This window comes from Duodenibacillus massiliensis (assembly GCF_928721995.1).
Lineage (GTDB): Bacteria > Pseudomonadota > Gammaproteobacteria > Burkholderiales > Burkholderiaceae_F > Duodenibacillus > Duodenibacillus massiliensis.
The window spans coordinates 1,211,770-1,236,630 of sequence record NZ_OV788642.1; the positions used below are offsets into that span (position 1 = coordinate 1,211,770).

21 protein-coding genes and 1 pseudogene are annotated in these 24,861 nt (G+C 56.1%); 8 read left to right on the forward strand and 14 right to left on the reverse strand.

The features are described from left to right. Nucleotides 1-2,355 carry a heavy metal translocating P-type ATPase gene (locus NXF97_RS05545; protein ID WP_274955406.1) on the reverse strand — a complete coding sequence of 785 codons (2,355 nt, stop codon included), beginning with the start codon at nucleotides 2,353-2,355 and terminating at the stop codon, nucleotides 1-3. Between the two features lie 131 nt (nucleotides 2,356-2,486). Beyond that, nucleotides 2,487-2,816 carry a DUF6110 family protein gene (locus NXF97_RS05550; RefSeq protein ID WP_274955407.1) on the reverse strand — a complete coding sequence of 110 codons (330 nt, stop codon included), beginning with the start codon at nucleotides 2,814-2,816 and terminating at the stop codon, nucleotides 2,487-2,489. A gap of 414 nt (nucleotides 2,817-3,230) precedes the next feature. Between NXF97_RS05550 and NXF97_RS05555 the strand changes: the two genes are divergently transcribed. Next, nucleotides 3,231-5,741, forward strand: coding sequence for an AsmA family protein (locus tag NXF97_RS05555; protein WP_274955408.1), 2,511 nt, complete (start codon nucleotides 3,231-3,233; stop codon nucleotides 5,739-5,741). A 117-nt stretch (nucleotides 5,742-5,858) separates the two neighbouring features. Then, nucleotides 5,859-6,131, forward strand: coding sequence for a LuxR C-terminal-related transcriptional regulator (locus NXF97_RS05560; protein WP_274956725.1), 273 nt, complete (start codon nucleotides 5,859-5,861; stop codon nucleotides 6,129-6,131). 203 nt (nucleotides 6,132-6,334) lie between these two features. Here the strand turns inward: NXF97_RS05560 and dcuC are convergent, their stop codons facing one another. Further along, on the reverse strand, nucleotides 6,335-7,654 hold the full coding sequence (dcuC, locus tag NXF97_RS05565) for a C4-dicarboxylate transporter DcuC (RefSeq protein ID WP_274955409.1): 1,320 nt from the start codon (nucleotides 7,652-7,654) through the stop codon (nucleotides 6,335-6,337). Between the two features lie 33 nt (nucleotides 7,655-7,687). Beyond that, nucleotides 7,688-9,100, reverse strand: coding sequence for an amidohydrolase family protein (locus tag NXF97_RS05570; RefSeq protein ID WP_274955410.1), 1,413 nt, complete (start codon nucleotides 9,098-9,100; stop codon nucleotides 7,688-7,690). Nucleotides 9,101-9,270: 170 nt separating this feature from the next. Between NXF97_RS05570 and NXF97_RS05575 the strand changes: the two genes are divergently transcribed. Next, entirely contained in the window at nucleotides 9,271-10,209 is a 939-nt protein-coding gene (locus tag NXF97_RS05575; protein WP_274955411.1) for a LysR family transcriptional regulator, read from the forward strand. A gap of 34 nt (nucleotides 10,210-10,243) precedes the next feature. Next, nucleotides 10,244-10,366 carry a hypothetical protein gene (locus NXF97_RS05580; RefSeq protein ID WP_274955412.1) on the forward strand — a complete coding sequence of 41 codons (123 nt, stop codon included), beginning with the start codon at nucleotides 10,244-10,246 and terminating at the stop codon, nucleotides 10,364-10,366. 484 nt (nucleotides 10,367-10,850) lie between these two features. Here the strand turns inward: NXF97_RS05580 and NXF97_RS05585 are convergent, their stop codons facing one another. Then, entirely contained in the window at nucleotides 10,851-11,105 is a 255-nt protein-coding gene (locus NXF97_RS05585) for a hypothetical protein (protein ID WP_274955413.1), read from the reverse strand. 574 nt (nucleotides 11,106-11,679) lie between these two features. Further along, complete coding sequence (locus tag NXF97_RS05590) at nucleotides 11,680-14,874, reverse strand: autotransporter domain-containing protein (RefSeq protein WP_274955414.1); 3,195 nt, start codon at nucleotides 14,872-14,874, stop codon at nucleotides 11,680-11,682. Between NXF97_RS05590 and NXF97_RS05595 the strand changes: the two genes are divergently transcribed. From NXF97_RS05595 to NXF97_RS05605, 3 genes are all read left to right on the forward strand, one after another. Continuing rightward, nucleotides 14,818-16,107, forward strand: a complete 1,290-nt coding sequence (locus NXF97_RS05595; RefSeq protein WP_274955415.1) for a hypothetical protein — start codon at nucleotides 14,818-14,820, stop codon at nucleotides 16,105-16,107. The two genes, NXF97_RS05590 and NXF97_RS05595, sit on opposite strands and share 57 nt — an antisense overlap. 121 nt (nucleotides 16,108-16,228) lie before the next feature. After that, a complete protein-coding gene (gene istA, locus NXF97_RS05600) occupies nucleotides 16,229-17,806 on the forward strand; it encodes an IS21 family transposase (RefSeq protein ID WP_274955416.1) in 1,578 nt (525 codons plus the stop codon). A gap of 9 nt (nucleotides 17,807-17,815) precedes the next feature. Then, nucleotides 17,816-18,586: an ATP-binding protein gene (locus tag NXF97_RS05605; RefSeq protein WP_274955417.1), complete on the forward strand. Its 771-nt coding sequence runs from the start codon at nucleotides 17,816-17,818 to the stop codon at nucleotides 18,584-18,586. Nucleotides 18,587-18,624: 38 nt separating this feature from the next. Here NXF97_RS05605 and NXF97_RS05610 read toward each other — a convergent pair whose 3' ends face one another. From NXF97_RS05610 to NXF97_RS05615, 3 genes and pseudogenes are all read right to left on the reverse strand, one after another. Then, a complete protein-coding gene (locus NXF97_RS05610) occupies nucleotides 18,625-19,872 on the reverse strand; it encodes an ESPR domain-containing protein (RefSeq protein WP_274955418.1) in 1,248 nt (415 codons plus the stop codon). A 261-nt stretch (nucleotides 19,873-20,133) separates the two neighbouring features. Continuing rightward, nucleotides 20,134-20,361: pseudogene (locus NXF97_RS10775) on the reverse strand (IS1634 family transposase); the annotation flags it as partial. A 29-nt stretch (nucleotides 20,362-20,390) separates the two neighbouring features. Beyond that, on the reverse strand, nucleotides 20,391-20,528 hold the full coding sequence (locus NXF97_RS05615; protein WP_274955419.1) for a hypothetical protein: 138 nt from the start codon (nucleotides 20,526-20,528) through the stop codon (nucleotides 20,391-20,393). A gap of 127 nt (nucleotides 20,529-20,655) precedes the next feature. Between NXF97_RS05615 and NXF97_RS05620 the strand changes: the two genes are divergently transcribed. After that, nucleotides 20,656-20,781 (forward strand): hypothetical protein, encoded by a 126-nt coding sequence (locus NXF97_RS05620; RefSeq protein ID WP_274955420.1) that lies wholly within the window; start codon nucleotides 20,656-20,658, stop codon nucleotides 20,779-20,781. 94 nt (nucleotides 20,782-20,875) lie between these two features. On the opposite strand, the gene NXF97_RS05625 is transcribed toward NXF97_RS05620, so the two are convergent. From NXF97_RS05625 to NXF97_RS05645, 5 genes are all read right to left on the reverse strand, one after another. Then, nucleotides 20,876-21,706 carry a MetQ/NlpA family ABC transporter substrate-binding protein gene (locus NXF97_RS05625; RefSeq protein ID WP_022372302.1) on the reverse strand — a complete coding sequence of 277 codons (831 nt, stop codon included), beginning with the start codon at nucleotides 21,704-21,706 and terminating at the stop codon, nucleotides 20,876-20,878. A 136-nt stretch (nucleotides 21,707-21,842) separates the two neighbouring features. Next, nucleotides 21,843-22,664 carry an ABC transporter permease gene (locus NXF97_RS05630; RefSeq protein ID WP_274955421.1) on the reverse strand — a complete coding sequence of 274 codons (822 nt, stop codon included), beginning with the start codon at nucleotides 22,662-22,664 and terminating at the stop codon, nucleotides 21,843-21,845. After that, nucleotides 22,651-23,559, reverse strand: coding sequence for an ABC transporter ATP-binding protein (locus NXF97_RS05635; RefSeq protein ID WP_274955422.1), 909 nt, complete (start codon nucleotides 23,557-23,559; stop codon nucleotides 22,651-22,653). The genes NXF97_RS05630 and NXF97_RS05635 overlap by 14 nt, the downstream gene beginning before the upstream one ends. Next, on the reverse strand, nucleotides 23,559-24,059 hold the full coding sequence (locus NXF97_RS05640) for a nitrous oxide reductase accessory protein NosL (protein WP_274955423.1): 501 nt from the start codon (nucleotides 24,057-24,059) through the stop codon (nucleotides 23,559-23,561). Before NXF97_RS05640 ends, NXF97_RS05635 begins: the two co-directional genes overlap by 1 nt. Before the next feature lie 33 nt (nucleotides 24,060-24,092). Further along, the gene (locus tag NXF97_RS05645; protein ID WP_274955424.1) at nucleotides 24,093-24,566 is read right to left on the reverse strand and encodes a nitrous oxide reductase accessory protein NosL; all 474 of its coding nucleotides are present in this window, start codon (nucleotides 24,564-24,566) and stop codon (nucleotides 24,093-24,095) included. Nucleotides 24,567-24,861: the final 295 nt, after the last annotated feature.

Here is a 24,861-nt window from a genome sequence, read left to right on the forward strand (position 1 = left end):
TCAGTCATCATCAGCTGCCACAAGGCGCTCGGCGGCGGCTTCGCCGCTCGTCTTTTTGGTGTTTGCCGGAGCGCTCAGAATGGCAATAAGTTCCCGCATCAGCGTGCCCGGATCCTCGGGTTCACCAATTGCCGGACGCATGGCGTTAAGGCACACGCCGATCGTGGTGAGGTTATGCAGTACGGCGCTTACGGCAGGCATCAGGAAGCCAAAGAGGCCGCCCGCCATAAAGCCGGTGTTAAGGCCCACCGAGACCGTGAAGTTTGTCTTGATGCGCTTCATGGTGGCGCGCGCAAGATCCACGGCAAACGGAAGGTCAGAAAGCGAATTGCGCGTCAATACAACGTCGGCCACTTCCTGCGCGATGTCGCTTCCTTCTTTAAGCGTCACACCCACGTCGGCGCTTGATAAGGCCGGGCTGTCGTTCACACCGTCTCCCAACATCAGCACGCGGCAGCCTTCGGCTTTAAGTTCCGCAACGTGTTTGGCTTTATCGGTCGGCAGCACCTGCGCACGGTACTCGGTGATTCCGAGCTGCGCGCAGACGTTTTTGGCGGTACGTTCATCATCGCCCGTGAGCATCACGATGCGTTTGACGCCGCGTGCTCTCAAAGCGGTGATGACGTCCTTGGCTTCCGGGCGGAGCGGATCAACGATTCCGAGAATCCCGATGAGTTTGCCGCCCTTTGCCATATAAAGAACGGACTTGCCTTCAGCGGCAAGGCGCTCGACGTGCTTAAGCCCCGGCGTCACGTCCACCCCTTCGTCTTCTTCGATGAAGTGGCGCGAGCCGATAACGACCTTTTCACCGTCAACCGACGAACAGATGCCGTGCGCCACAATGTAGCGCACTTCGCTGTCGTGCTCTTCCTTAAAGTGGTCTGCGCCGGCTTCTTCCGCAGCATGCACAACGGCGCGCGACACCGGATGCGGGAAGTGCTCTTCCAGGCAGGCGGCAAGCCCCAGAATTTCTTTCTGCGACTTCTTCGCGTCAAGGCTCACGACGTCAGAAAGTTTCGGAGAAGCCTGCGTGAGGCTTCCGGTCTTGTCAAACACAACCGTATCGATTTCGCTCAAAGCCTCAATGTAGCGGCCGCCCTTGATGAGCACGCCGTTTTTGGTGCCGGTCTTCATGGCGGTGAGAATTGCCAGGGGTGTGGCAAGTTTCAGCGCACAGGAGTAGTCGACCATCAGGACTGAGGCCATCCGCGTGAGGTTACGGGTAAAAAGGTACACAAGGCCCGCGAGGGCAAAGTTAAAGGGGACGACCGCGTCGGCTAGATGCTCGGCCTTCCCCTGAATGCCGGCTTTACTCTTTTCGCTCGTTTCAATGAAACGCACGATCTCATTAAGACGCGTCTCACCGCCTTTTTTCGTGAGGACAATATCGATTTCACCGTCTTCAACAACGGTTCCGGCAAAGACCGTGCCGCCCGCTTCGCGGTGCACCGGCAGGGGTTCGCCGGTCATCGTGGCCTGATTCACCTCGGCGTTACCCGCGACCACCTTACCGTCCACAGGGATCTTTGCGCCCGTGCGCACGACGATGCGGTCCTTTGCGGTCACATCCTTTAAGGGCATGGCAACCACTTCGCTGCCGCGCCGCACCCAGACCTGATCGACCTTCAATGCCAACTGGTCCGCGAGGCTAGCCAGAGACTTTTTGCGCGTATAGCGCTCGAGCATCTCGCCCATACCCAAAAGCAGTATCACAAGGCCCGCGGTCTTAAAGTCTCGCAGCAGAAGCGACACGGCAATGGCGGCGGCGTCAAGCACTTCGACGTTAAGCTTCCCGCGAAGGAGGTTTCCCACCCCGCGGAAGAAATAGGGAATTGCGCCCAGGAAAACGTTCGCGATATTGACAAGCATCGGCAGCACCGGCCGCAGCACAAGCCAGCGCGCCACAGGGGACAAATCAAGGTCTGCGGCGTCTTCACCGGGCTTACCCCGGAAAGGAGCCGCCGCGGTCTTCAGCACCGGCATTTCAGTGACCGCACGGCTCATGAGGTTTGAAAATCCCTTTAAGAGGGGATTGTCTTCGGCGGCTTCCACCCGCTCGGCAATCGTCTCACGCACGGCGACAACGCTCGCCTTACGGCTCATGCGGTGCGCGAGGCTGCGTTTGGCCGGCGGATTCGTCTCAAGGTCAGCAAGGTAATTTGTGATCCGCGTGCGGGCCTCGGCTGTGGCAAAGGTCACGAGAACCGAGCCCGTCAGGGGATTAACCTTTACGCCCGTAATACCGTCAATGGCACCCACCTCAGCAAAAATAAGGCGCGCCGTGGCATTACTCATCACGCTGTCGGTTCTGAAGCGCATGCGGTTGCCGACAGAGTGCACGAGATAAAACTTCATTGGAAATCCACCAAAATCAGACAAAACAAAACGACAAAGGAGCGGCTCGCCTCACCGCTCCCTTCTGACGCAAAGCGCCCGCAGCCGACCTTGTCAATCGGCCGGGCGCATCAAAACTGCCCGAAAAAAAATTAAGCGGCAGCCGCAGCCGTCTTACGGGCGCGGGGCTTGCGGGTGGTCTTGGCCTTCACGGCAGCCTTGGGAGCGGCATCGGCCACTTCCTTGGCTTCGCGGCGTTCCTGCGACTTCACCTGCGCTTCGGCAACGACGTCGGCGAGGTCTTCCTTGACGCCCTCGACGGAGGCAAGAAGCTTATCCTTCAAATCAATGCCGCCGCTTAAAAGTTCGGACGCCAGGGGCTTAACCTTCAGATCACCCTTGGTGAGCACCACGGCGCCCAAGGCACCGAGCGCCACACCGCCCAGGAAAAAAAGACCGCATTTCGTTGTCTGAGTCAGCATTTTTAATATCCTTCATACATTTAGAAACGGCTGCCGCCAAAGGAGCGCAACCGAAAAAGCTCATGCCGAAACAGACCGCCCGGCCGAAACGGCCGGCAGCCGCAAGGCTCAAATCAGGTTTCTGTATGAGCAGATGAACCGTACGGCACCGGGCGCAACCGCTCAGAACCGCACACCGCGAAAAAGCGCTCTGAACGCGGAAAATCGCCCGCAGACACGGCGCTTTTTTGAGGTATCCGCATTATACAAAGGCATCACAGCGCTGTATCGCAAAATTCTCAAAAAAGCCCGCCCCTGTTGTACAAATACACAACCGGCACGACAAACTGCTCAAAGCCTTTCTTTTTGAGGGCTTTTTTACTTCCTTTGTGGCAAACTGAGGACACTCATCGGAGAGCCGCTTTTTTCAGAATCATGTCCCGCCTTACCCGGATACTTTTGTGCGTCGTTTTACTTGTTGTCATTGCCGTTGCGGCCATGGCAGCGTACCTGTACGCGAGTCTGTCGGCTGAGGCGGTCAAAGAGCGGCTGACGGCTTACGCAGCCGACAACCTCGCATCCGACCTCCATCTGACAGGCGAGATCACCGTCAAGCGCTTTCCGGCGCTCGAAGTGACGCTGCCCGCGGCGCGTCTTACCAGCAAAACGGACGGGCACGAAACGGCGCGATTTGATTCGGCCCGTTTTTCCGCTTCGCTCTGGTCTTTGGCTTTAGGTGCCGTGCGTGTGTCGGACGCGGAAATCGCGGGACTCAAAACCACCGTCACCGCCCGCGAACCGTCGCTTACCGCCTTTTTTGAAGCCGCTTCTCAAGGGACCTTCCCCGAAGACGTCAAGGTCGGGAAACTTCACCTCACAAACGGTTCGATCCGCTTTACCGCCGCGGATAACGAAACGCTGCGCCACTGGGATGCCGCCGATCTTGATCTCACGCTTGAGACGCTTTCTCCGGAACTCTCCGCCGTTCCCTTTACCGTGAACGGCCGCATCACGGCTTCTGCTGAAAGTCCCGTGAAGGCCGAAGTTCCGGCACAGGAATCCTCCCCCGCAGCTCACGCCGAAACAGCCCCTCAGATGCCGGCAGCCGAGACAAATCCCCCGGACAATGTGCCTCAAGAAAAGGAAGTGCCGGCTGCTGAAGTTCTTCAGACACCGGCCGAACCCGCGCCCGTGACGGCGGCGCCTCAGACGCCGGCTGAAACGCCGGCTCCGGAAGAAACGCCGCAGAGCGCGCCGCAAGAAACCCCGGCGCCTGCCGCTGCACCTGAAGCCCCTGCGTCTGACGCGCCGGCCGCCGACACGCCGCAGGAACCCGCGGCACCCGCTGAGACAACCCCTATTCCTGCGCTTCCCGACGCGCCCGCAACGCCTGCGGCCTACAAGGAAGTCTCGTCCTGGCTGCGCTTTGTTTCGCCTGCGCATGCGGCAGAACCCGCCGTCACATCGGCCGGGGAGCAGCGCCTTGCGCTTGCGCGCCTCACGGCAGAGGCCTTAACCGGCATCACAGGCAGTTTCAGTGCTTCAGGCAAGGTCAATCTCTCGGTTGCCGATCAGACGCTTAGTTTTGATGCCTTTAAGTTTTCCGCGGATCTCACACAGGAAAACAAAACCTGGGGCGTTTCCGCTGCTGCCGACAAACTACGCTTTACGCCCGAAGAAACAAGCGGCGTGAATGTGAGCGCGGCGCTTTCGCGCCCTGAGGACGAAACCGGCGACATTCACGTGGGCGCCGTGGAATTTAAGCTTGCCGCAGCGCGCCTTGTAAGCCCCGAGATGCGCGCTTCCTACACCGAAGCCGCCGGTGAAAAAATCACCGCCTACGAGGTGTCCTCTTCCGTTGACGCAGAGCTTCTCACGAAAAAAGCGCAGCTTGAAAACCTCACGGCCCGCATTACGGTCACAGGGGATGCGGCGCTTCCCGCGGACTTCTCCGCCCAGGTTTCAGGCTTCATGAACGTGGATATTCCGGCTGACACCGCACAGGCCGGGCTCTCTGGCACCTTTGCAGGAGCCCCCTTCTCCTTTAACGGTACGGCAACGGGCATCACGCACCCACGCTTTAAGGGTGAGCTGATGCTCGGCAACATTGAGCTTAAGGCCGTGCCGCGCTTTCAGTCACTGGCGTGGTTAAATCTCGCCGACTTTGACGGAGAACTGAGAATCGGACAGATTGCCGCAGGGGGTTTCACGGCGTCGCAGCTTCACAGCCGGCTTAACCTCACCGAAGGCGTCGTGCACCTCTCCCGCGTCATTGTGAATGCCGCCGACGGCCGGCTTCTCGGAGAGGCCAAACTCACAAGTGAGGCCGACTGGGTGATGACCGGCAAACTTGATGGCCTGAACCTTGAAAAACTCTTTACAAGCGTAGGCGGCAAGCCCGTCTTAACCGGTATTGTGAACGGTACGTTTGACGTGAAGGGCGTCGGGCTTGACACCGAGACTTATGAAGGAACCTCGCAGGTGCGCCTTCTGCGGGGGAGCTATAACGGCATAAGCGCCCGCTCCGTGAGGGATGTCGTTGCAGGACGCGTTAAAGAAGCTGCCGTGACGGCTCCGGACGCCAAGACCTCGATTGACGAGGCAGGATGCTCCCTTGCACTCAAAGACCACGTGATTGAAGCCTCCAACTTTGTGTCGCGCTCTGTTTTTGCCCGCACCAACGCCGACTTCAGCGTGGATATTGCCGCCGGCACCATCACGGGTAAGGCGCTCACGATGTTTGCACCGGGTAACGGGATTCCCGCGGTGCGCATCAATGCGGAGCTCTCCGGCAAAGCGGCTTCTCCCGTCTGGACCTTTGCCTGGGATGAGTCCCGCAAAAACCTCCTCAGAGCCCAGGGGCGCGGCACGGGCGCAAATCGCCATCCGCAAAACGGCTCTGAGCGCAGCATCTGGCAGAGCGTGAAGGATTTCTTTGCCTTCTGACGTTTTCTCAGGCCTTTTGGTTCTTCATCCGGAGTTGTGGCCAAGCGTCAAAATCAAGCGCCGATTATCGACCTCCGCTCTTTCAGTAGGCACATAACACTCATCTTACTCGTCCTGATGGCTGCGATTCATCGGGCGCTTTCCGCCGGTGAGGAGGTAACCGAAGAGGTTTGGCGGGAACGGATCATCCGGTTAAGTGAAAGGGAACGGGCGGTGCTAGCACTGATTCTCGAAAATCTTCCCACGCACGCCGTTGCCGAGCAGCTCGCGATCGGCGAGCGTACGGTGCAGGGACACCGGTGGCGGATCTATCAGAAGATGGGGCTCAATTCAACAGATCTTTTGCAGCAACATATCAGGAAAGAGTGGCTCAGTTCTCCGGTTCTGTAGCCGGGACAAGTCTGAAGGGGTGATTGGCGGATGCCTGTCGGGCAGGGCAGTTTTATGTCATTTGCAGGGTTCAGTTCTGAGTCACCTGACCGTGCGAGACCTGTTCGCAACGGTCCGGGACAGCCGATTGAATGTTCGGAAAGGCTCTGACTGACCAAAAGCAGAACCGGACCGTAAAAACCGGCCCGGTTCCAAGAGGGTTATCAGAAGAGGTACATGCCGGCCGTAAAGGTTGCGAGGGCCAGGCACACCGGGATGAAGGTGCGCTTACAGATGTCAATCGGATTGACGCCTGCGATAGAGGCAATCACGATGACGCCGCCCGCAACCGGAGAGATGGTTCTCCCGAGGCCTGCCGCGACCTGCGCCACGGCTCCGAGCTGCACCACCGTCATGCCGAAGTCGGCGGCATGCGGCGTGATGACTTCGTTAAAGGCAAGCGCGGCAGCGTTACCGGAACCGCACACCACAGCCATGAGCCAGGGACCGATCACGGCCGAAGCCATGGCAATCGACTGCGAACCCTGCATGGTTTCAACCAGGGCACCTGTGAGACCGATGGATTTCATGCCGGAAGCAAAGACGGCCGCCGCTGCAATCAGGAGCGCAACTTCACAGAAGGCGTCACCGCAGCCGCGACAGAACTTCTTGGAGACTTCCCCGGGGCTCAGTTTATTGATGAGCGCAATGATGAGACCCACACCGGTGCCGATCAGCATGCAGCAGGGAACCGTAAAGACCTTGGAAGGCAGCCACCCCACCTGCTTGGAGGCAATCACCAGAAGGAAAAGCGGCAGAATCGGAACGAGCGCATAGATGTAATTGATCTTGAAGTCAGCGGGGTTGTCCTCTGCCGCCGCGATTTCCGTCTGTGAGCCCACGCCTTCCTTCATAAATACCGCGAGAAATGCGAGAGCAACGGCAGCAATCACGGCACCGGTGAGCGCCGGGAAGAACTCAGCAAGAATCACGATCATGGCGTCCGGTGCTTCAATTTCACCGGCCTTAAAGGCGATGTCGGCAATCTGCGGGTTAAACATCAGGCCGGGACTTGCAACAGAACCCCAGGTGCCGAGAAATACGGCGGCTGCAGCCATCACCGGGCGCACCTTTAATGCAATGAGTGCGGGGATCAGAAGCACGCCCACAGCAGCGGCGATACCGACTGCGGAGGGAAGCACGATGTTCAGAAACCACGTGATGATGACGGCGCCGGGGATAACAAGCATCGGGACTTTCGCCAGAGGCCGCACCAGCGCGTTTACAAGGTGATCGGCGCATTTGGTGTAGCTCATGACGTAACCGAAGCCCATCACGGTGGTGTAGGTCGGCACAAGGCCGCCGTTAACAAACTGCTTGACAAAGGCGTCAACGGCCTGCGGAAAACCGATTGCGGAGGCACCGAACGAGACTCCGATACACGTCATCAGCATGCCGGAGAGAAAAAGAACCAGTCGCGCTTCAAAATTTTTGTAAATGAGCCAGAACGTTCCGAGAACGATGGCAATACCGAGCCAGATCATGAGATTCTCCTGAGTATCGTTTTAATGCGGCCGTCAGTGCGTCTGAAAGCGGTTAAGCCGGTGGGTGAAAAGTGCCTGCATGTCGGCAACCCGTACGGTGAGGCCGGTTTCCTGAGCGGCTTTCCGGCCCTGCTCGGTGGTGAGCAGAGTGCCGCCAGTGCCGACCGCTTTGCCGTTAAGCAGTGTGGCGTGCCCCATGGAGAAGGCGTGCACGGCTTTTTGCTTGTCGTAGTCAATGACGGTGATGTCGGCGTCCGCGCCTTCCGTGAGCTTGCCCTTACTTTCGAGCCCCAGCAAAAGTGCTGCGGCGCGGCTTGACTTAAGGACAAATTCCATGAGCGTCATGGCGCCGAACTTCACGAGCGACAAGCCGTTCTCCACAATGACGTTGCGGGGAATGCCGCCGCCGTCGGTGCAGAAGCTGTCGGAAAGGAAGTGCTCAGCGTCCCTTTTCTGAGTTGCAAAATAAAAGCGGGACAGACCGGGGTTGACGGGGAAGCTGAGCGCCACATCGGTGTTGTGTTCCAGCCAGAGCTTCAAGCCTTCTGCGGGATCAGCCAGGACAACCGCTTCACCGTGCAGGGCATGCACGAGGGCAAAGTGCTCCTCAATCGCTTTTTGAAGTCCCTTGTCAGAAATATCGTAGCCACGCGAGCGCAGGCAGTTACGGGTGATGCCGCTTTCGGGTACGCCGTTGATGCAACGGCCGGAGCACCCGTTGATGGGAGAAAGATAGCTTTCGCTGTCGATTTCCGGATGCGCTTTTAAAAGCCCGGCCACAACCGCAATTTCGTCTTCAACCGACGTGATGCTACCGCGGCAGTAGGCGTTGGTGTGCGCCAAGTGAAACGCGTGGCCGTGGGCGAGCCCGACAATTTCCTGTACGCCCTCAATGTTCGAGCCGTGTTCGGTGGAACCCGCGTGAATGCCGAGGTAAACACCGGCCTCATCACAGATTTCGATGAGTCTGCCGGAAGCTTCGGGCGTGAGGGGATAGTGACCTCCCAAGAGTTTCACGCCGAAAGCGCCGCGGTTTAAGGCGTCCTCAATGACCTGACGGAATTCCGAGTTGTCAGGAGCGGTCGTTCGGACGTTCCAGCCGGGGCGGACCATTTCAAGGCAGCCGACCGTGATGCCGCTGCCGTATTTACACATGCCGGCTTTGACGTCTTCTAAGGGACCGGCCATCTCAAGAGCCGTTGTGACGCCGGCCATGGCGAGCATCTTGTAGCTTTTCGTGTTGGCGAGCCACGATGAGGCGTGCATATGGCTGTCAATGATACCCGGAACGACAAGAAGGCCTGAGGCATCAATGCGGGTTTGGGCGTCTTCCGTTGCGGTGCCGACTTTGGTGATGACGCCGTCAGTTACGGAAATATCCGTGACGGTGTCTGTGCCGCTCACGTAATCAACCACGCGGCCGTTATGAATGATGAGATCCTGCATCTGGGACTGTGTCCTTATGGGGTAGGGATGAAGGGGAGTGTTTCAGTGCTGTCGGATCCTCAGCACTGAAAATCGTACACGCCGGCTATGTATTTGAAAAATATTATCTATGTAAGTTTGAATTAATAAAAATGTTATAGTTCGTCCGACAGTGAGGAGGGGACTGCGCCATGGCAAACCGGATACTGAAGCACCTTGAGGCGATCCTTGAAACGGGATCAGTACTTGCGGCAAGCCGCAGGCTCTATGTCTCTCAGCCGTCGCTCTCACAGTTTGTGCGGCGTGTTGAGCAGGACTACGGCATCACGATATTTGACCGGCAGACAACGCCCTGGCAGCTCACCGAAGACGGAAAAACACTCCTGGGGGCTCAGCGGCAGATGGCGGAAATTGAGCGCGAGTGCCGCCAGCGGTTTGCCGACCGCAGGGAACTTAAATCCGGTGAAATCCGGATTGCGAGTACGGCTTACCGGACGGCGACGTTGCTTAATCCCGTGCTATCCGTTTTTAAGCAGGAAAATCCGGACATTTTGGTACGGATTGAAGAAGGCAACACCGCGGAGGTTCTGAACATCATCGAGTCAGGCCATGTGGACTGCGGTGTGGTGATCTCTTCGATGGTGCCCGAGTCACTGGAACATGTGCAGGTCTACAGTGAGTCCGTGCTGATCGGACTGCCCGGTGATCACCCGTATGTGAAGGCGCATCCGAAACCGCCGGAGCGCTTTGATCCACTGAATCTGAGGAACATTGCAGGGACGCCCTTCATCATCATGAAAAGCGGTCAAGCTTTCCACGACTATTTTTACGAGATTTGCCGGGCCAACGATGCGGAACTGCCGGTAACGCTTGAAACACAGTCCATTCTGACGGTGCCGGCTCTTATCTCCACGGGTATCGGGGCGGCACTGGTGCCCTCAACGATCGTGCAGGACTGTCTTGCCCGCGGCATAGCGGTTTACAGTCCTCAGCCGCCCTTTCATGCCAATGATGTTTCGATTGCCTGGAAAAAAGGGCGATACCGCTCGCATGCTGCGCGCCGGTTTGTGGCCCGGGCGCTGGAACTGCTGGGACCTGGCAACGGCGTTTTACAGCGGTCTGATGTTTGAACGAGGATAAAAGACGCCCAATCTGGCTGAAGCCGTGAAGAAGAGAAATACGGCCATCACGGCGGTTTGCGACACGGTCTTCGGGCGCTGCGTGCTGAAGGGTCCCAAGCCCAAAGAGGTGTTTGCCGGACTCAATACCGCGAAGAATAAGGCATAAGCCGCTCATTGTCGGTGCTTTTGGCGGCAATTCTCCCGCAATAGGGGAAAGCTGCCGCTGTGACCTGAAACACAACACCTTTGCCTGAAATCCTCTATGGCGGCCATAAGACAGGCTGGGAGACTCGAGGTTATGGTGACGGCTCTCATACAATCGAACAAGAAGCAACATCTCCCAGGAGAGTCCCATGTTGTTCGATTTGTCCAATAGAATCAAAGCAGTGCCACCAGAATTTTCTCGATTTTTGATCTTGCACCAGCCTGCCTTTCTGAAAAATCAAGCTGGTGCAAAATTCAGGCTAGTATGGATTTCTTGTATTCATTATCGCCTGCGGCTCACCGTTCCCTTCGCCGAAAACGGAACAATCGGATAGGAGGCGGGGCTAGGCCCCGCCGTCCTTCCACACCACCGCCCGTACCGATCTGGTAGGCACTGCTCACGCAGTGTTTTACGGCGGTTTTCATAGTTTTACCTTCCCATACCGTTAACTCGGTATAGATACCCGTTTCACGGGAGAAGGGCGGTATTTACCCGTCAGAATCGCACTCCTAAGCTCGCCCGGATGCGCAAAGATATACGCTCGAATTTCTTCAGTCGTCATCCCGTCGACACCGGGAGCACCTCTGTTGCTCTCGACGCGTTTGAGCGCCGTGAGCAGGTTTTCAGTGCTCAGTATCGCTTCAAGTGTGATCCCCGTGAAAGCAGGCGAGGTATGTGCGGTGTTTTCCATGTCCATCACGGCCGTTGCGCCCTCCTGAGTTCCTCTTCCCATTCCGTGGGTACCAAAACTCAGACAGGTTTCTTATGTTTTCTGCGCCATGCGACTTTGTGTCTACGGCACCGTACTCCTATAAATTTGGTCCTTCGTCAGGTACTGCCCTGCTTACTATGACCGTTGCTGACTACTCACGGCAAGCTTTACTCCGACAATGCTGTTGCATTGAAGTCCGTGAGTCCTCCTCGGGTAAGAACGCGTTCTTTCCCACCATGTACCTGCTGCATTTACACCTCGGATTCCGTGTAGCTTCGGGCTTCATCTTGTTTAGCAGACTTACCCATCTTCAAATGCCTTATGCAGTTTCTGTACGTCAGGTCAGTGGTTTGCCTCCAGCTTCCTTCAGATCCCGCCTCGCGGCGGACACCCTTGCTCTTGGCTATGTGCTTTGTGCTACCCCCTGCACTCGGGACTTTCACCCGTTAGAACGCGCTCATGCCGAGCGCACTAACAAAACACCCGGTCCTCCGCAATGGAAGAACCGGGCGTTGATCTCTTCAAGCCTCAGCGCCTGAGCGCCGAGGCTTTGAAGGCCGGGTTAGAACACGTACTTGACGCCAACCTTGCCACCGATGGACGACGTGCCGTATTCGCCGCCGCCAATCATCATGTCGGCATTGAACATCAGGTTGCCGTTGACGGCGCGCAGGCCGAAGTCGGCCTGAACCGGCGACATGTCAAGGACGTCCTGGCTTGCGCCGTAGACCTTGATTTCCTTGTCGCCGAACGTCGGAACGTAGGCAACCTTGAAGCTCGGAGCGAACGTCCAGCCGGAGGCCGCAACTTCACCGCCCGAGATGCGGAGCGAAATCGGCATCTGGACATAGGTGAGGTCGGAGTCCGTCGCCTTGATCGTGCCGATCGTCATGTCATCCGTTTCCAGATGAGAGACGCGCAGGCCGATGCTCGGAACGAACTTGAAGGCACCCGCGGCAAGCTCGTACTGAGCACGCACGCCGGCGGAGTAGACGTTCACGTCAAGCTTCTGGTTCATGGCCGTCTGAGAAGCCGTGATCTTGTTTTCAGACTTGAGCCATGCGAGCTCGCCCTCCACCTTCGCATCACCGAACTTCTGGCCGGCGTAAGCCGTCAGACCGTAGCTCTTGATGCTGTTCTTGATGGAGGAGATGTCGCTACGAACCGAAGCGTCGCCGTACTGCAGAGCCATGCCGGCCGTGAAGCCTTCGGCAACCTGCATATCGCCACCGAACATGGCATAACCCGCGTCGGAGCGGAAGCTGCCGTTGTTGTCGAGCTTGTCGGCTTCGTAGCGTTCGCCCGTAACGTCGACCCAGAGGTTGAAGCCGGCGTTGAGTTGCTGGTCAAGAGACGTGCGGTTGGCAACCGTTTCGCTCATCACGAAGTCTGCACGGCGAGCCATGGACTGGATGCCGGTGGAGGCGATGGCCGCAAGACCGGCTTCGGATTCGAACTTCGTCGTAAGAGTGTTTGTCGCAATCGAACCCGAGAAGAACGGGTTGTCGGTGACGACGTCGGCACCCCGGTTGTCCACAGTCTCGGCGAGCTTGACGGGAGCGGCATCCTTCACAGCGTTCACAATGGCTACATAAGAACCGTTAGCCAAAGTAACCTTTGCATCTTCGGAGCCAGCCGTGAAGAAGGCCCTGTCCGCAACGACATTGTCCTGATTGATAATCAGCATGCCCTTCGAAGCAACGTTAACATCCTTGGCTGTCGGCGTTACCACCGTACCGGACGACGTAAGCCCGCCGTTGATGACAAGACCGCCGGTCGAGCCGAGGTCAACAGGCTTGTCGGCATAAGCCGCAGCCGTAATGTCCTCACCCCAGGTCTTGCCATTGACATGAGCGATGTCGGCAAAGGCCTGTTCGGCTACAGCCGTCGTGGCACCGAGGGACAGAACAGAGTTCTGGCCGACGATGAACTTGGACGTAACGCCGGAGCTGAGATCGGTCAGCGCGAGCGAGGAGGCGTCGGAAATGCCCGCACCTTCCTGCCAGATCGGGTCAAGGAAGAAGGTCAGGTGTTCGGCACCTACACCCAGCTTCTTGATGATCGCCTTGCCGGCCTTGGCATTGTCGCCTACCGTGACCAGTGCTTCTTCATGATTATCATGCTTCGTCACGTCGATCTGTTCGATCGCCGCAACGCCGTTGAGTGCGAGCTTGGCACCTGTTTCAACGTTGAGCTTGGCATCCTTGGCCGTATTGAGGATGCCTTCCACAGCCGTGTTCGAACCAGCCTTGAGTTCAAGCGAACCGCCGACCGCAAGGGCTGCGCCCTCCTTCACGACGAGCTGGCCATTATTGGTCACCGTCTTGGAAGCCGTAAAGTTGCCGGCATTCACTTCGACGAGCCCCTTCTGACCGATGTTCGTGTCAACATTGAGCGTGCCGGCATTGGCAACGGCATCAGACTGAACGCCGAGCGCGAGCACGCCGGCCGACGTCTTGCCGCCGACCTCAAGCGTGGCAACCGTTTCCGTGGCAATCAGTGACTCATCGACGCCTGCGCCGATAAGCGTCAGCGTGCGGTTGCTGTTGACCGCAACAAGATTGGTTTTATCGGACAACCTGATCTGGGAAACACCAAGGTTCTTGTCGATGTTCTGAGCGTCGCCGGTCGTTCCGTGAACTTCATCGGGCGAACCGATCACCAGGCTGTCATGAGACTTTTCAGTGTTGTCCAAAGCCGCATCAAAGACAATCTTGTTGTCGGCCTTGAGATCCGTCAGATCATCAGCCTTCAAGTCATCCTTCGGTGTAACAGCAGGCGGAACTTCAGGCACCGGAGCGGAAACGAGAGAGCCCTTGAAGACGAGAGTCATGCCATCAATCAAGGCACCAGCCTTGTTCGCATAATCCACGCTGTACTTGGCGTCGACAAAGGTCAGCGTACCGGACTTGAGACCGGCCTTGGTCACAACGGCTTCAGGATCGGCAACATACGTGTCGGCAAGCTTCGTCTTGAAGATCTGGCCGGAAACCGCAGTCAGCGAACCGCCGTCAACCGTAATGTTGGCGAGCGTGCCTTCGGCGTTCGTGAGCTTGCTCAAATTGACGGAAGCGCCGGTAAGGGTCGTCTTGCCGCCGAACCAGCGAACGGCATTCTGATCGGTAAGCTCATAGGTGCCGCCGTTGAGCGTAGCCGCGCCCTTGAAGCCGGAAAGATCGTTCTTTTCGGCGAAGACAATGTTTTCGGCCGTGAGGGTGCCTTCGCCCTTGAGCTGAGTAGCGTCAAGCTTCTGGGCAGTCAGGGAAGCACCGGCATCGACAATGTTCAGATCGTCAACCGTGAGCGAAGCCGTCTCACCCCTGAGGGAAACCGTACCGTTGGAAACGGTGAGGCTCTTGGCCATCGTCTGAAGATTGTCAAGATTCAGGGCCGCGTTCTTGTCCTTCGTCCCGGATACATACACGTCATTAAGCTTGACACCGGTGACAGACGTAGAGCCGGAAGTATCGGCAGCGACATTCACCGTGCCTTCAATCGTGAACTTATCGGCGCCGCCGGCCAGATTCTGATCCCCAAGCGCCTTCAAATTAACCGTCAGATTGCTCGCAATGTCAATGTTGCGGTCTGCGGCATCGGGGGCAACATACAGCGAACCGTTGTCCAGAACCATGGACAGATTGCCATAGGCCTTCGACATGCCCGCGAGGGCGGCATTCGTGTACTTAACGGCATCATCCACATGCAGCGTGGAGCCTTTCTCAAACACGAAGTTGGCCTTGGACGCGGCAGCCGTCACGATGTCGCCATTCAAGGTAGAAGCAAAGGCGGTATCGACGCGGGTAGTCAGGTCGGCATTCTGCTTAACGGTGAGGTGAGTTTTGACCTCGGTTCTACGTTTGAAGAGCAATTTGTTGTTTGCCCCGGTAACCGTAATTTTGCCCGCATTGAAACGCCCGACAGCGTCATTACCCTCAACCGTGGCATTGCCCTGGAGATTAAGCGTATTGACAAAAGAGTCGCCAGTGACAGTCCACTTGCCGCCGTTCGAGATTTCGGTCTTGAAGCCAGTAACGTTGCCGTGATATGGATCAGCTTCGAGCTCAACAATTTTTTCGTATTTATCGTTTACCTTATATTCTTGGTAAGAACGGCCGGTCCAAACGGAATTGTCACCATGCAGGCCAACATTGACATAGGCGTTGATGATCTTGCCGCTGTTCTGAGCATTGCCCGGCGCATTCGGCGTTTCAAACACAACGTCGCCGTTAAGAACGGTCTTATGCTTGCCGTCCGTATTGATGTTCATCGTCGAATTGCCGCGAACGTCAATGGCATTTTCAGCAGTCACTGTCAAATTGCCGGTAACGTCCATCTGGCCATTGGAGAATGCGGAAAGGCCCTGGCTCTTGGAGTTAATGGTGATCTCATCGGCCTTCAGCTTAAGGGTCGCATGTTCTGTAGGCGCAACAGGATCTTCCGTATTGTTCTGGACATGAACACCGAAAACGGAGCTGTTAACAATGATTTTCTTGCTGACAACATTGACGGTAGTGCCCTTGGCCACGGATATAATGCCGGCGTAGTTACCGTTGACCTGCACGGTTTCCGTCTTCTCGTTGCCGATATTGACCGTACTGCCATCCCAGGCAGCAATGCCACGGCCAGATTCGTCTTCTGCTCTGACGGTAATGGATCTGCCCTTGACATTGAGCACAGCACCAGTATCGGTCATGATGCCCTGCCCGCCCTTTCCGGTCGCAACAATTTTGGTCGTCTTGCCATCCTCGCCAACGTCCATCTGCACATTTTGGCCTACGGCATAAATGCCTTTGGAGTTGGTCGAAAATGCCGAGATGTCTACGGCTCCAGTCAAATTCACGGCAACAGTATTGAGATCAGCATTATTCTTGGCATGAACGCCATAGGCCTTGCCTTTCTTGCTGGTCACCTTTGGCTTTTCTTATTTATTGGCACGGCGCTTCTCAAACACTGGGACGGGGGTTTCTTAAAGATTGGGACAGAAGCCTAAATTTTTGATTCTTATCTACTGGGACACTGATTCTTAACCATTGGGACACAGGTACACACCTTCCGTCCGCTAATGATTGACGCTAAACAAAAAGTGCTCTTGTTAACCTACAGGAGGCTTTATGCAAAAGCATCAAACTGAGCACATCAGGGCTGTCTTGCAGGCCCTTGATGAAAACATGTCCTATCGTGAGATTGAAGCATGGCTTCATATCTCCAAAACCGCAGCAGGCCGCATCAGGACGGCGGCAGTCAATTCCGGTTTGTCTACTCAAGAACTTTGCGGGCTGGATGATGAAGACCTTCAAAAGATCTTCTATCCGCCGACAGGCAAAGTACGTGTTGATCCGGACTGGGAACAGGTTCACAGCCTTCTCAAACGAAAAAAAGTCACACTTCAAATGCTTTTCGCTGAGTACGAAAAGCAGGCTGAAGGGGAAACCTACACTTACGCGTCATATTGCAGACGCTACAACGAGTGGAAGCAGGCCAACGGCATTTTCCGTATCGAAGGCAACACACAACGCTTGCCCGGCGAGAGAATGGAAATCGACTTTGTCGGTGATGACATTCCCTGGGTTGACTCCTATGGAGAGATCCACAAATCGAGGCTCTTTGTAGCGACATTGCCATTCAGTTGTTTGATTTTCTGCAAGGCTTACCAGGATGAAACACAAGCCAGTTGGCTCGACGGCGTCATCTCAGCCTTGGAATACTTCGGAGGCTCTCCCCAGGTCCTGGTCATGGACAATGCCCGAGCCCTGGTTCAAAGAGCTCACTGGCATGAGCCTGACATCCAGCCGGCAGTGCGCTCAGTCTGCGCTTACTACTCAATGCAACCATGGGCTTGCCGGCCGGCAAGCCCCAAACAGAAGAATCGGGTAGAAGCCGCTGCCGGGGATGTTGAGCGATGGATCATCGCTCAACTGACTCTGCACCAGCCGCATATTCTGGCTCCGGATATCGATACGCTTAACAGCCTGATTCGCAGGCGCATTGATGAAATCAATGCCCAGCCGTTCAGATCCAAAGGCTCAACCGGATCACGCCTCCAGAAATATGAGGAAGAAGAACGATCCTGTATGCGGGCTCTGCCGCCGTTGCGCTACGAACTGGGGCAATGGCGCTTGCTCGTTGCTGACAAGGCACACTGCATTCGTATCTCTTCTGATGCCGGGCACCGCTACAGCGTTCCTGCCGCCTATGCGCATAAAAAAGTTGCTGTGCGCATCTGCAGTAACACTGTCGAGATTTACGATCCGGACAGCAATCAAATGCTGGGGCGGCACATTCGCTGCACGAATCAGCACGGTGAGAAAACACACATTCTTGAAGAACACCTGACTGCGGCAGAAAAGAGTTATCGAAAGACTCCGGCTGACTGGATAAAGATTTTCATCCAAAAAGGATTATCCGAAGCCTTGGCAGATCGGCTTGTCTCTGTGCTGCAGGACAAACAGGGCAAATTTCCCGGCAGCCGCACTTGTTGCGCACTTCTGAGGCTTACCAAAACCTACACGCCGGCCATTCTGCGCAAAGCCGTAGCGCAAGCTCTGGAAGACGATGTCGTGAGCTACCGCTACATAAAGCTGCTCAGTGAAAAGTACAGCGTTGCTGCGGCTACTAACCGCAGTCTCTTTGTCAAAGAAGCAGAGCCGGTTGACATCCGGCACGAAAACATCCGCAATAACTATGAATAAGGAACAGAGATGACTACGTCATTTATTGATTTGAAGCCGCTGTTTAAGCGGTTGCGCATGAGCAGTGTCTGTGAGCATGCCTGGGAACTGGACAAGGATCCCGCAACAGCCGCCCTGACACACGCTCAATGGATCGAAACCCTCTTGAGAGCTGAAATCGTCCGCCGTGAAGATAAAGCGCTCAAGCGTCGCATTCAGGATGCCCAAATTCGCTACGTCGATGCCTGCTTCAGTGACGTTGACTATGACCCCGTCAGGTGTCTGGATAAGGCATTCATTGCCCAGCTGGCCAGTTGTGACTGGATCCGGCACCACCAAAACCTCATCATCACCGGGAAAACCGGCTGCGGTAAGACATGGATGGCATCAGCCGTGACAAGGGCGGCTTGTTTAGCCGGTTTCACTGCCAGAACTTACCGACTTGCTCACCTGCTGGCTGCAATTAAGGCCGGAGAAACTGCTCTTTTGGAATACAGGAAGCTCAGTAAAGAGTTGGAACAAGTAGACCTCTTGGTTCTTGACGATTGGGGAATCGGAACCGCTGACCGATCAGCTCTGGCCGGCCTGTATGACATCATAGACAAAAGGTGTCACTGTAAAAGCACGCTGGTTGTCAGTGTGCTGCCGGTAAGGCATTGGGCTGAATTTCTTAACGATGCGACACTGGCCGATTCAATTTTGGACCGACTCGTTAAATCCAGCCATAGACTGGAAATGGACGGTCCTTCCATGAGAGATAAAGCACAGTACGGAGCAATTCCAAGAATTAAACGCGACTGATTGAACCGATAACACGACTTTCCCACCGCTCTCCCGGCCTACGGCCCACTTAGTAGGGTGAGCGGCCGGGAGAGCCGTGGAAAAGTCTGCGCTGTCCGTACGCCGTCGTCCTGCGTTCCTCCAATAAAAAAGCGCCGAAGCTTAACTCGCTCGGCGCCGTAACGGACTGTCCCAATGTTTGAGAAAGGGGGTGTCCCAATGTTCGATATACACCGTCCCAATGTGTGTGAAATTCCAACCTTTGCAGTCAAATTGTTGACCGTGGCTTTGGAGTTGAACTTTTGAAGACCAAGCGAGGAATTGTAAGCGTAATTGACGGCATAAACGCCGTGGGCGTCAGCCCCATTGGCTACCGCAGTGACCTTGTTCGTACCGGCCAAATTGATCAAACCGCCTTCGCTGCGAATGCCGAAGACCGGCGAACCGCCACCGAACTCACTGTCGTTGTTTGGCTTCGTCGCCATGGCAGTAGTGGATTCAACATTGACGTCAACCACGGTGTTGTCCGAAGTCGTAATGTCACCCACATAGCCCTCATGCCCTGCGACATTCCCGAACGTGCCGGCGCTAATGCCTGCAGTTTCGCTATATTGCGTGGAACCCGAGCGTTCCGTCGACGTCTTCAGCTTGATGTTCAGAGCATCGCTGGTGATATTCACCTTTCCGCCCAGAGAGCTGACACCATATACCGACTTGCCATCTGCAGCAGTGGATGCGAGATCGACATTGACGTTCTTGGCGGAAATTCCTATGGAATTTCCAGCGTCGGCCTGACTGTAGATTCCAGCCAGCTGATTGTTGCCGCTGCCAATAAAATCGGTTGTTGCAACGACATTGAGCTTATCGCCACCAAAATTGATCCCCCCCCCCTGAGAATGAACCAGAATCAACTGCTTATCCTGATTGGGAGTCGCATTCGGCCCCTGGGCAGTCAAGTTGATGTCGAGATTGTTCATGGTTCCGGTGGCTCCCACGCTGGACTTGACCACGGAAACCCAATTTTTTCCGGAACCGCCAATGGCTTGTGCTTGAGCTCCAGTCATCTCTATCGGATTGGCATCAGGGACAGACGGAGCCTCACCATTCCAAGTGACAAAAGCGCCCGCATTTGCATACTGTGCATCAGCTGGATTAACGGCAGCAAATGCCGCGCCGGATGCCAGGCACGCAACCGCGGCAGCTACTACCGTCTTGGTACCCTTCTTCTGGACAGAACTGGTCATTTCGTTAACGACCATCAAGGCACCTCGTGCCTTATTGAAAACAACTTTAAACGTAGCGTTCATATCGGTTCCTTAGAGAACAAATGAAACACGGGCAACCCGTATATGCCCATCTTCTTCATTGTGATCCCTGTTCCGACGAAAACACAAGCTTTTTCACCCCTGCCCAGCAACATCACTTTCTTAGTTTATATCACCCTTGTCCCCCCCCCCCGAACGCCTGAGTAACAGGCGTTTTTAGGATTTCAAAAAATTAAACCACCAAAGCATCAAGTGTTGTAAAAGAGGTACGCCCTGAAAGTCGTCTAATGAATCCACGTTATTTCAAGCATTCACACCGAGTAGTTTGAGGAACAGTTCATCTCGACGGATCGACTCTGTACTCCATCGGCTCATTCCTCTCTCAGTTTTCACACTTGTCGTTTCAACGCAGTCAAACCATTCCAATATTTGGATCAGCGAGTGCGAATTGAGCCATCGCTTAAGATTGACTTCCAAGTCGAGCTCTGCTTTTGTTTTGCCTTCGACTTCCTTGCCGAGCCGGGCTTTGAGTCCCTCTCTGTCAAAATACTTCCTAATCGCTAATCAGGAAGTATTTTGACAGAGAGGGCATTGAAGAGCTGGCGTGCATCGGAGAAGTAGGTCTCCAGCGCACTTTCCTGATCCTCTCCGGTTTTCAGGCCCAGCTCGATGACAAAGGACGGGGTGCGCGATTTCATAGCGGCTGAATATACCTTAAGCGAAAACTATGTGCATGGTTTGGCTGCGTTTGGGCCAAGATTAAAAAATTTCGAAAGCCCGAATTCCTCCCGGGGCTCAAGCCCCGGGCTTCCTGCGGGAAATTCTGTGAGTTCGGCCACGCCCTTTCTCTGGCACATCACAAGCATTGCCGAACTCGCGCAGAAAAGCGGCTGCGAAAAGGCTGAAGACCTGCTTTCGCTTCTGAGGCTTGTAGCGGCGCCTGAAGACTGATTTCCGGCACTATGCAAAAAGAAAGCCCTGCCGCCGCAGACAAAACGATCTGCAAAAGCGCAGGGCTCTTTCGGCTTAAGAAAAAGCGTCCGGCTTAAAAGACAGGCACAAGGCTCCCCTTAAACTTCTCGTTAATAAACTGCCTCATCTCCGGCGAAGTGATGAGGTCCTTTAAAACCTTGAGTTCCGGACAGTTTTCGTCCCCGGCGCGGATTGCCACGATGTTGGCGTAGGGCGAGTCCTTGGCTTCAATCGCAATTGAATCCTTCACGGGATTTAAACCCGCACCCAGCGCGAAGTTGCAGTTGATGACGGCAAGCGCGACGTCGTCCAGAGACCGCGGCAGCTGCGCAGCCTCCACTTCCACGATCTTGAGTTTTTTCGGGTTCTCAACGATGTTGGCGGGCGTCACAAAGAGGTTCTTGGGGTTATCAAGCTTAATCAAGCCCTGCTGATGCAGAAGAATGAGCGCACGGCCGCCGTTGGTGGGATCGTTGGGAATGCTCACCGTGGCACCCTCGGCAATGTCAGAGGGCTTTTTCAGTGTCTTTGAGTAGATCGCAATCGGCGCAATAAAGACCGGCACGTAGCTCACAAGCTTCAGGTTATGCTGCTTCACGAAGTCATCAAGATAGGGCTTGTGTTGAAAGAAGTTGGCGTCCAGCGACTTATCTGAGAGCGCCATATTGGGCTGCACGTAGTCGGAAAATTCCACGACCTTGAGGTTCACGCCTTTTTCCGCGAACTTAGGCTTTAAGAAGTTCATCATATCGCCGCCCGGCACCGGGGAGACGCCGATCACGAGCGTTTTATCCGCTTTCGCCGCAGGCGCCGTTTCCGTCTTCTTGTCGCCGCAGCCCGCAAGGCCGAAGGCAAGCCCCGCCGCAACGCAGAGCGCGGCAAAAGGTTTGAGATTTTTAATCATTTCTCTGTTCTCGCAAGAAACGCCGGCCCACGGGAAGAGGCCGGTCGTACAGTAGGTCCGGAGAGTATATCGGCTGAAAGCGCAGCCGACAGCTCCCGGGCCGGCTGCACACACGGTTTGTGCGGTATTACCGCAGTCACAGTCTGATGCGCCGCACGGAAAAAAGTGCCAGGGCGGTTCCTGCCGCGCTCCAGCCGATCAGCACCAGCGTCAAAAGCCCGGCTCCTGCCGTAAAGTCCCCCTTCTCCGGCACGGTATTGATAAGGCGGAAAGCGTCGGCACAGTTTAGGCTCATCAGTGTTGTGAGCACCGTGCGGCTCATCGCCCCGTCGGACGCCACCGCCGCCATCAAAAGGAGCACGTCGTAGAGAAAGACGAGGAAAAACCAGAGCATCACAAGGACGGCAAGGGCCTGGGCCTTCGTTTTCACGAGCAGACTCACCCAGCAGCCGAGCGCAATGTACGCGAGCCCATAGAGCCACCCCGTCACAAGAAGCTTCACGGACGCCACAAGCGTCTCAGACCAGGACCAGGTAACCGGCAGCACCCCGCGCGCAGCAATGACGGTTGCTACCGCAAAGGAAAAGGCCACGAAAAGCGCCGCCGCAAAGCCCGTGATTTTCCCGAGCACCCAGGTGGTGCGCGACAAGGGATAGGTGAGCATCAAAGCCAATGTGCCGTGCTCGGATTCGCTTGCAAAGGCTTCGCTTACTGTCATGACCGCCAAAAGCGGCAGCACGTAGACCGTCAGACTCACAAAGGAATTCATGACTGTCGTGAGGTCCCTGAATTCGAGGCTTCCGCCGATTGCGGCCGTGCCGAAAATCACGGCAAGCGCCAAAACGGCAAAAAGAAGCGCTCCGGAAAAAAGCCACCGGTTGCGGGCCGCCTCGAGAAATTCTTTCCCGGCAATCACGCCGAAGGCGCGCACTTCGCTTTGAAAATCATGAAGCGCCATGCGTTGTCTCCGTACCGTTAAAGTATGCGTAAAGACTTCTTAAATCCGGATGCCGCACCTCAAAGTCCCAGATGCCGCAGGTTTGCGTGAGAAACGCGAGCACGGCCTGCACTTCGCCCGGAGCGACATCAATCGCCGTTCCCGTGAGGCGCCCGGCCGGCAGTCCCGCGCGCGCTTTCTGCACTGTCGCAGGCGTCAATGTCACGCGCACCGGAAGGTTTGCCTTCGCGCGCAGCGCGTCAAGCGTCTCGGCCTGCGCGGCAATCCGCCCTTCCTTAATCATGAGAACGCAGTCAAGAAAAATTTCCGCAAGCGCGAGTTCATGCGTGCAGATGAGAACCGCGCAACCCTTTTCCTTCATCTGCACGAGTTCCGCATACAGCGCTTCGGTGGTCTGGGGATCAAGTCCCGTCGTGGGTTCGTCTAAAAGCAGGAGCTCAGGTTCGGTGAGAAGTGCCTGCGCCAGGCCCAGCCTCTGTCTCTGCCCCTTGGAGCATTCCTTCGGCGTTCTGCGGGCAAATTCCGTGAGCCTCAGTTTTTCTCCGACCGCCGCAATACGCGCTGCGTCCACGCGCTTCAGGCGCCCGAAAAAGCGCAGGTGCTCGGCAACCGTCATCTGATCGTAAAAACTCACGTTTTCAGGCAAATACCCGATTTTTAGCGGCGCCTCTCCCGGCGCTCCCCCTAAAACCGTGAGCGTTCCTGCCGTGGGTTTTATGAGCCCGAGGATAAGCTTGATAAGCGTGGATTTCCCCGCGCCGTTTGTACCCAAAAGCCCGGTGATGCAGCCGGCTTTCACGCGGAAAGTGATGTCCGTGAGAATGCGGCGCCCCGATCGCTCAAACGTAAGAGCATCGCCCGCAACACGGGCTTCTGCGGTGCCTGAAGCCGTCATCAGAGCGCCTCCAGCGTCACTTCTTCAAAGCGCACGATGCGCCCGCCCCAGGCTTGGATGAATTTCTCCGCCGCCGTTTTGTCGGCAAAAGCGGCGGGCTCCGCCCCCATCACGCCTTCAAAGCGCCCGCCCACCACAAAGAAAGCCTTGCGGGCATCAAGAAAACTCTCCGCGGTCACAGGGTCCTTGGGGTCGGTGTCCGCGCTCTGCACGAAAAAGCCTGTCAGGCGCCGCGCGTTCTCGGGCTGCAGGGCAAAGGTAAAGGCATCACGCCCGGAGCAAAACTTCACGGGCTCTGCCACGCCCTTTAAAAAGAGCTCGGCCTTGGGGCCCTCGTAGTTTGTGATCACCATGCCGCAAAGCGCGCACCGGTCGTGCGCTCCGAGCGCAACAGGTTTAACCGGGACCTCACTTTTTTCCGAGCAACCGGTCAGCGTTAAAACCAGACCCGCAGCGCCTGCGGCGCAGAGCATGCGGCGGTAATGTCCGGTGGAATTCACGGGCGTTCTCCTTGGGTTTGGCGTGGGGATTTCTTAATTATGCGCGCGGCAGCCCAAAACCTGAGCCGTGAGTTCTTCGGCGCTTAAGAGTTTGCCGCCCTTTTCCGCCTGAAATTTTTCTGCGGCGGCCTTATCGGCAAAAGGCGCAAGGCTCGGGCCCATCACGGCCTTCATTTCGGAGCCGTAAACGTACCAGGCACTGCGGGCATCAATCATGGCGGCATCATCGGGATGCGTCCAGCCGGTTTTGCCGGCGTCGTGCACGTAGGCACCTTTGACGTCACCGGCTTTGGTGAGTTCACAGGCCAAAGCTCTCGCCGAACAAAAGGCCTTCTGTGTGCCGTCAGGCATGACGATTACGCCCTTGGGACCGGGATAGCGGAGGATTTCCATGCCGCAGGAAGCACAGCGCTCGCCCGTGTGAATCACGGGTGTCTGCGCCGCAGCGGCACCCGCGGCCAAAATCACCGCGGCAGTAAGGCCCGCTCTTAACCAAAGTCCGACCATCCATCACTCCTTTTTTTGCCGGTACGGATACCGAGATTACGCGAGAACCGTACCGGAGGGAAAGTCAAAAACCGGTTTCTTGCGTTGACACGCATAGCCGGAATCTTCAAGCCTCATTGATATGCATCAAACCCGTGCAAAAACAATGAACTTCAAATTCTCTCAAGCGAATGATTACCGCGGTAATAATAAAAATTTCCCAAGCCGTCGCACTATAGCTCTTTAACAAACCATCTCAAGGCCAGCCCTGCAGCCCCGTGACAACACGCTGTTTTCAGGGCTTTTTTCGTACCTG